This window comes from Deltaproteobacteria bacterium (assembly GCA_020848745.1).
Taxonomy (GTDB): Bacteria; Desulfobacterota; Binatia; order UTPRO1; family UTPRO1; genus UTPRO1.
Map to the genome: position 1 here is coordinate 151,287 of JADLHM010000055.1, position 6,763 is coordinate 158,049.

Here is a 6,763-nt window from a genome sequence, read left to right on the forward strand (position 1 = left end):
GGCGGTGTCCGCGTCGGACGTCGCCCCCGCCGCGTTCGCGACCGTCGCACCGCCGATCTCTCGGCGACCGTGACCGCGTGAATCTCGACGACTTCGAGCGGCCCGAGAACGACCGGGCGCCGATGGTCCGCTCGCTCGGTCGCGTGGGGCTCGCCACCGCCGGTGCGATGCTTCCCGTGCTCGCGCTCGCGAGCGAGAGCGGTCCCGGGTTCCGCTCGGACCTCGGGATCGTCGGTGGCACTCTGGATTTCCTCGGCGCGCATCCGTTCGTGCTCTTGTTCGGCACCCTGGCGCTCGGCACCAGACTCGGCCGGCTGAAGCTCGGGTTCTTCACGCTTGGCTCCACCGCGGCGACACTGTTGGTCGGGATCGCGCTCAGCCTGTGGGCGTATCTCGGATACGACATCGTCTACGCTGTTCCCGCGCTACTCACCACGATCTTCCTGAACCTGTTCATGTTCGCGGTCGGGCTGAAGGTCGGGCCGCAATTCTTCGCCGGGTTGCGGCAGGACGGCGCGAAGGGCGTGGCGATCGCGTTGGTCGTCGTCGGGCTCAACTTTGCCATCGCCCTCGGCGGCGCCAAGCTCTGGGGGCTCGCGCCCGGGTTCGCCTCGGGTCTCATTTCGGGAAGCATGACCGACACCGCGGTCATTGGCGTGGCGACGAGCGCGATCGACACCGGCACTTACCGGCCGCCCGACGGCGTGGCCGGGGCGGAGGTCGCCGGCAACATCGCGGCGGCGTACGCCGTCACGTACCTCTTTTCGCTGATCGGGATCATTCTGCTGGTGCGGTATCTGCCGCGCGTCGCGGGTGTGGATGCGAGGGCCGCCGCCCGCGCAGCGGAGGCGGACTACGGCGGCGACGACGGGCACCTACCGATCGCCGGGACGGCGGCCGCCTACGCGCTCGAGCGCGCCACGGTGGACGTGCGGGCCTTCCGGGTCGAGGCGGCCGACGTCGCGGGGCTCTCCGTGCACGAGCTGTCGGTACGCGCCGACGTACCCGTGCTGCAGGTGCTACGCGGGAACGACGTCCTCGACCTGGATTCCAACCCGGTCATCGAGACAGGAGACGTCCTCACGGTGGTGACCGACGTCGCGCGCCTGGTTAGCGGTGCCGAACGCATCGGCCCCGAGGTCGCTGATGCGCGAGCGCGCGGCGTCGATCTCGAGGTCGCGGACCTCGTGGTCACATGCCCGGAACTCGCCGGCCTCACGGTGCAAGAGGCCTCGGATCGGGTCCGTCGGGCGCTTTCGCCGGGGCTGGAACGCGTTGGACGCCTCTTCCATCCGGTGGGACTGATCCGGAGCGGCGAGCCGCTCCCGCTGCGGCTCGGTACGCGGATAGAGCGCGGGGACATCCTGCGCGTGATCGGGCGACGCGCGCGGACGGACGCGGTGGGGAAGCTGGTCGGGGCGACGGTGCGGTTCACCACGGAGTCCGACATCCTCACGGTGGCACTGGGATTGGCCGTCGGCTACGTCGCCGGAACCCTCAGGGTGACGATCGGCCACGTGCCCGTGTGCCTCGGTGCGCCCGCTGGCGTGATGCTCGCGGGCATCGTCATCAGCACGCTGCGTTCCCGCTATCCCCTGTTTGGCGGCCCGGTCTCCGAGGGCGCGCGCAGCTTGCTGCAGGCCCTCGGGCTCGACGTGTTCATCGCGGTGGTGGCGGTGAACACGGCGCCGAACGTTGCCGGCGCCTACACGGGCGGCTACGTCTCCGTGCTGCTGGCGATCGGCGTGGTCGCGTCGTTGGTGCCGCCGCTCGCCGCGTGGGTGGTCGGGCGCACGATCCTGGACCTCAATCCGGCCATCCTGCTCGGCATGATCTGCGGGGCCCGGCACTCGACCCCTGCGCTGCGGGCCGCGCAGGAGGAATGCGGCAGCGCCGTCCCGGCGGTCGGCTATCCGGTGGCGTACGCGGTCTCGTCGTTGCTGGTGCTCCTCGGCGGCTACCTGGCGCTCTTCCTGTAGCGCGTGCTCGAAGCCGCCGGCCGACGAATGCGGCGTCGCGTTCTCAGGCACGGAGGCCGCTGATCCCGAGCAGTGCGGCCGTGTGGCGCGCGATCATCAGTTCTTCGTTGGTCGGGATCACCCAGGCCGAGACCCGACTGTCGGCCGTGGTGATCCGCGGCCCGTGCGCGGCGTTGGCGTCGGCGTCGAGCGTCACGCCGAGCCACGCGGAGGCCTCGCAGACGCGCCGCCGGATCTCGGCGGAGCGTTCGCCGATGCCGGCGGTGAAGACGAGCGCGTCGACGCCGCCGAGCACGGCCGCGAGGGCGCCCACCTGCTTCGCGGCCTGGTAGACGAAGTAGTCGATCGCGAGGCGCGCGGCCGGGTCGGTGCTGGCGAGCAGGTCGCGCATGTCGTTGCTGACGCCCGAGATCCCGAGCAGCCCCGATTGCTTGTAAAGCATCGCCTCGACCTCTTTTGCCGAGCGCCCCATCGTCTGGAAGAGGTGGAGGATCACGCCCGGGTCGACCGTGCCCGGCCGCGTGCCCATGCAGAGCCCATCGAGCGCCGTGAAGCCGAGGGTGCTGTCGATGCTCTTCCTCCCCCGCAGGGCGCAGAGGCTCGCGCCGCTTCCGAGGTGCGCGACGATCACGCGTCCGTCGGCGACGGTCGGCGCCACTTCGGGCAGCACCGAGGCGATGTACTCGTACGAGAGCCCGTGGAAGCCGTAGCGCTGTACCCCGGCGTCGCGCACCGCCTTCGGGAGCGGTACCAGCTCCGCGACGGCCGGCTGGCCGCGGTGGAAGCTGGTGTCGAAGCAGGCCACCTGCGGCACGTCGGGGAGCCGCTCGCGCACGGCTTCGATCGCGGCGAGGTTGTAGGGCTGGTGGAGTGGGGCGAGCGGGATCAGCGCGCGGAGGTCGGCGAGTACCGCGGGTGTGATCCGGCACGGGCCGGTGTGCTGCGCGCCGCCGTGGACCACCCGGTGGCCGATGCCGAGCACGTGCGCCCCGCCGTAGTGGGTGCGGAGCCAGCCGGCGAGCACGGCGAGCGCGGTGCGACCGTCCGTCACCGAGCCGCCGAGATCGTCGTCGGCGAGCCGCGCGCCGGCCTCGTCGCTCACCGTGAGCCGCGGCTTGACGCCGATCCCGTCGATCTGGCCGCGCGCCTCGAGCTGCCACGTCGCTTCGGCGGGACGCCGGTACACGCAGAACTTCAGGCTCGACGAGCCGGCGTTGAGTACGAGGCTGTAGTCGTCCATGGTGGGCCTTGCTGCTGCGATTTCCCGCCTCCTTCGGGGGCGGACGGTGCGTCGGGTCAGTCGCCGCGCAGGAGCTCGCGCTTCGCCGCGGCGAGCTCCTTGCGGACCGCCGGCCCGACCTCGGGATACTCGAGGTCGAGCGACGCGAGCGCGTCGATCACCGCGGCCGCGACGACGACGCGCGTGAACCACTTGTTGTCCGCCGGCACCACGTACCACGGCGCCTCCGGCGTCGCGGTGCGACGGATCGTGTCCTCGTAGGCTTCCATGTACTGTTTCCAGTAGCCGCGCTCCCTGGTGTCGGCGGCCGAGAACTTCCAGTTCTTCTTGGGGTTCTCGAGGCGCTCGAGGAAGCGGCGCTTCTGCTCGTCGCGCGAGACGTGCAGGAAGAACTTCCGGATGCAGACGCCGTTGCGGGCGAGGTACCGTTCGAAGCCGACGATGTCTTCCGAGCGCTCCTTCCAGATCTTCTTCGTGACCAGCTCGGGCGGGAGCTTCTGCCGTTCGAGGATCTCGCGGTGGACGCGGACGACCAGCGTCTCCTCGTAGTAGCTGCGGTTGAAGATGCCGATCCTGCCGCGCTCCGGCAGGCTCTTGGTGCAGCGCCAGAGGAAGTCGTGGTCGAGGTCCTCGTTGCTCGGCGCCTTGAACGAGTAGACCTGGCAGCCCTGCGGGTTCACGCCCGACATGACGTGCTTGATGGCGCCGTCCTTGCCGGCGGCGTCCATGGCCTGGAAGATCAACAGCACGGCCCAGCGGTCCTGGGCGTAGAGCCGGTCCTGCAGCTCGGCGAGCGCGTCGATGCCGATCTGCAGCGCCTCCTTGGCGCGGGGCTTGTCCTCGGAGGTGAGGTCGAGCGTGTCGCCGGGATCGACGTCGTCGAGACGGAACTTCTTGCCGTCGGTGACGCGGAACGGCTTGGCGAACGCGTGGGCGCGCTTCAGGATCTCCTCGAGGGCCATTGCCATGGGCGGGTCTCCCGTGCCTCAGCGCCAGCGCGCGACCATGCGGGCGCGCCGGACGATCGCGAAGCGCGTGACGACCGAGTCGCGGCGGTCGGAGGGCGCGATGCTGGTGAGGTCGTTGAGCCCGCCGTAGCGGGCGTTGCCGCCGACGAGGGCGCGGAGCTTGCCGCCCTTCAGGACCTGGTAGCCATCGAGGTGGGTCCACTGCTGCTGCTTGCCCCAGCCGGCGTCGCGGCCGAAGCGGGTGTAGACGTCGGGCGGCACGCAGACGAGTCGGTGCTCCTTCGGGTCGAGCCCGAGCTCCGCGAGGATCCGCGCCCCGTTTGCGAGGAGCGCGGTCTCGATGTCGTCGCGCGCGAGACCGCGGCGGCCGGTGAGGCCGAGCGCCTTCAGGATCGATCCGTCCACCGGCGGCTCGCCGCCTTCCGCGAAGTCCTCGACCAGCACCGCCTCGGCCGCGAAGCCCGGCCGATAGCGCGCGCCGCCCGAGCTCACGAACGTGTGACGCACGAACTGCGCGATCAGGACCTTCACGTGCTCGGCGACGTTGGCGGGATAGTCGTGCTTCTCCACGAGCGCCTCGATCCGCATCGCGCCCTCGTGCTCGCTCTCGCTCTCGCGGAGCCCGGGCTGCGAGACGCGCGCCGCGACGTACTCGAGGACGGGGCCGGCGTCCGGCTGCGGCTGCGTGGTGGCGACCGCGAAGCCGAGCGCGCGGGCCCGGCCGACGACGTCGGCCGCGAACGATGCGCCGAGGTCCACGGGACAGCCGTCCATCGCCGTCGGCGGGACGGGGATCTCGGCGGCCGACTTTTCCTCGGGCTTCTTCGTCTGCTCGCCGGCCTGGCGCGCGAGGATCTCGGTCGAGAGCCGGTTCAGCTCGGCGACGTCGCCGCGGTTGGCGGCGTCGTAGGCGAGGCGCTCGAGCTCGGCGATCTCGCGGGGCGCCTCGGTCTTCTTGCCGGCCTCCTCGGACCGCCGGGCCGCGAGGACGAGCGTCGCGAGGTAGGCCCGGCGCGATGCATAGAAAGCGGCTTCGCCGGCGTCGACCTTCACGAGCTCGTCGAGCGTGGCGAGGGTCTTGTCGCGGAGATCGGCGAGATCGACGCCGCTCTTCAGGGCCGCGGCCATTCCGGGCGAGAACGGGTCGATCGCGATCGTCGGCGCGTCGTAGGTGAGCTCTCCGATCACGACGAGCGCGGCCTGCGCCTGGGCGCCGCGCCGGAGGCTCTCGGCGCGCGACGCCAGCTCCTGCACGAGCTTCCAGTCCTGCAGGATCGTCGCCGAGCGGCTCTTGGCGACGGTCTCGTCGATCTGCTGCTGGACGCCGCGGAGGCCGCGGTACTGTTCGGCCGAGAGATCGGGTGCCAGGAGGGCGTGGGCCCGGCGCAGGTAGACGTCGCGGTAGACGGTGTCGGCGTCGGCGACCTCAACGAGGAGGCGCGCGGTCGCCGTTGCGGAGGCGGGAGTCGGTGCTTTCGTTGCCATGGGCAGGCTCCTTCGTGGTGTCGGGCTCAGTAGCGGTCGAACGCGCGTTGCGCGGCGGCCGGGTCCGCCGTCTTGGTGAGGACGAGCTTCAGGAGGACGCGCGCCTTCCCGGGATTCAAGTCCATCGCGGCGACGGTGCCGAGGGCGTCGTCGTTCACCTCGACGTTGCGGCGCACGAGGCCCGCGCCGACGCGGCTCGACCGCACCACGACGACGCCTCTCGCGATCGCGCGCTTCATCGCCTCGATCGCCGGCGCGGTCATGTTGCCGTCGCCGACGCCCGCCATGACGATGCCCTTGGCGCCGTTCGCGGCCGCGGCATCGATCAGGTCGGGCGACATGCCGGCGTGGGCGTAGATGACGTCGACGCGCGGCAGCGTCTGCCCGGCTTTGATGGTGAAGTCGCTCTTCGGTCCGTAGGGGTGCGCGAGCCCGCGGTAGTACTCCTGGGTGCCGAAGAGCGTGACGCCGACGAGCCCCGCCTCGTTCGAGCGGAAGGTTTCGACGTCGGTCGTGTGGGTCTTCACGACGTCGCGCGCCGAGTGCACGTCGTCGTTCAGCACGACGAGCACGCCGCGGCCGCGGCTCTCCGGGTCGGCGGCGACGGCGGCCGCGTTGTACATGTTGAGGGGGCCGTCGGCGCTCATCGCGGTCGCGGGGCGCATCGAGCCGGTCATGACCACGGGTTTGTCGCTCTTGACGAGGAGGTGGAGGAAATAGCTCGTCTCCTCGAGGGTGTCGGTGCCGTGGGTGATGACGACGCCGTCGACGTCGCGCTGGCCGAGGAGCTCGTTCGTGCGGGCGGCGAGCTTCACCCACACCTCGTCGTTCATGTCCTGGCTGCCGATCGACGCGATCTGCTCGCCGCGGACGTCGGCAACCTCTTTCATCTTCGGCACCGCGTCGATCAGCAGGTCGACGGCGAGGGCCCCGGCCTTGTAGCCGACGTCGGTCGCCGATCCGGACGTGCCGGCGCCGGCGATCGTGCCGCCGGTCGCGAGGATGACGAGGCGCGGTTTGCCCCTGGCCGCGGCGGGCGCGCCGTGGAGCGCGAGCGCGAGCGCGGCCGTCACGGCGGTGGTGGTCGCGAG

5 protein-coding genes are annotated in these 6,763 nt (G+C 71.1%); 1 reads left to right on the forward strand and 4 read right to left on the reverse strand.

Going from position 1 to position 6,763, the window contains the following annotated elements; genetic code table 11:
- Window positions 1-77: 77 nt before the first annotated feature.
- Window positions 78-1,979: a transporter gene (locus tag IT293_07850; GenBank protein MCC6764561.1), complete on the forward strand. Its 1,902-nt coding sequence runs from the start codon at window positions 78-80 to the stop codon at window positions 1,977-1,979.
- Between the two features lie 43 nt (window positions 1,980-2,022).
- Here IT293_07850 and IT293_07855 read toward each other — a convergent pair whose 3' ends face one another.
- Genes IT293_07855 through IT293_07870 form a run of 4 tightly spaced genes read right to left on the reverse strand, consistent with a single transcriptional unit; the run spans window position 2,023 to window position 6,745 of the window.
- A complete protein-coding gene (locus IT293_07855) occupies window positions 2,023-3,219 on the reverse strand; it encodes an acetate/propionate family kinase (protein MCC6764562.1) in 1,197 nt (398 codons plus the stop codon).
- A gap of 56 nt (window positions 3,220-3,275) precedes the next feature.
- Window positions 3,276-4,181 (reverse strand): polyphosphate kinase 2 family protein, encoded by a 906-nt coding sequence (locus IT293_07860; GenBank protein MCC6764563.1) that lies wholly within the window; start codon window positions 4,179-4,181, stop codon window positions 3,276-3,278.
- 24 nt (window positions 4,182-4,205) lie between these two features.
- The gene (locus tag IT293_07865; protein ID MCC6764564.1) at window positions 4,206-5,672 is read right to left on the reverse strand and encodes a hypothetical protein; all 1,467 of its coding nucleotides are present in this window, start codon (window positions 5,670-5,672) and stop codon (window positions 4,206-4,208) included.
- Window positions 5,673-5,698: 26 nt separating this feature from the next.
- Window positions 5,699-6,745 carry a type II asparaginase gene (locus IT293_07870; protein ID MCC6764565.1) on the reverse strand — a complete coding sequence of 349 codons (1,047 nt, stop codon included), beginning with the start codon at window positions 6,743-6,745 and terminating at the stop codon, window positions 5,699-5,701.
- Between the last annotated feature and the right edge of the window lie 18 nt (window positions 6,746-6,763).

Bases quoted from the DNA above. Each gene is read 5' to 3' on its own strand.
- IT293_07855 (MCC6764562.1), bottom strand. From the start codon at position 3,219: ATGGACGACTACAGCCTCGTACTCAACGCCGGCTCGTCGAGCCTGAAG.
- IT293_07860 (MCC6764563.1), bottom strand. From the start codon at position 4,181: ATGGCCCTCGAGGAGATCCTGAAGCGCGCCCACGCGTTCGCCAAGCCG.
- IT293_07865 (MCC6764564.1), bottom strand. From the start codon at position 5,672: ATGGCAACGAAAGCACCGACTCCCGCCTCCGCAACGGCGACCGCGCGC.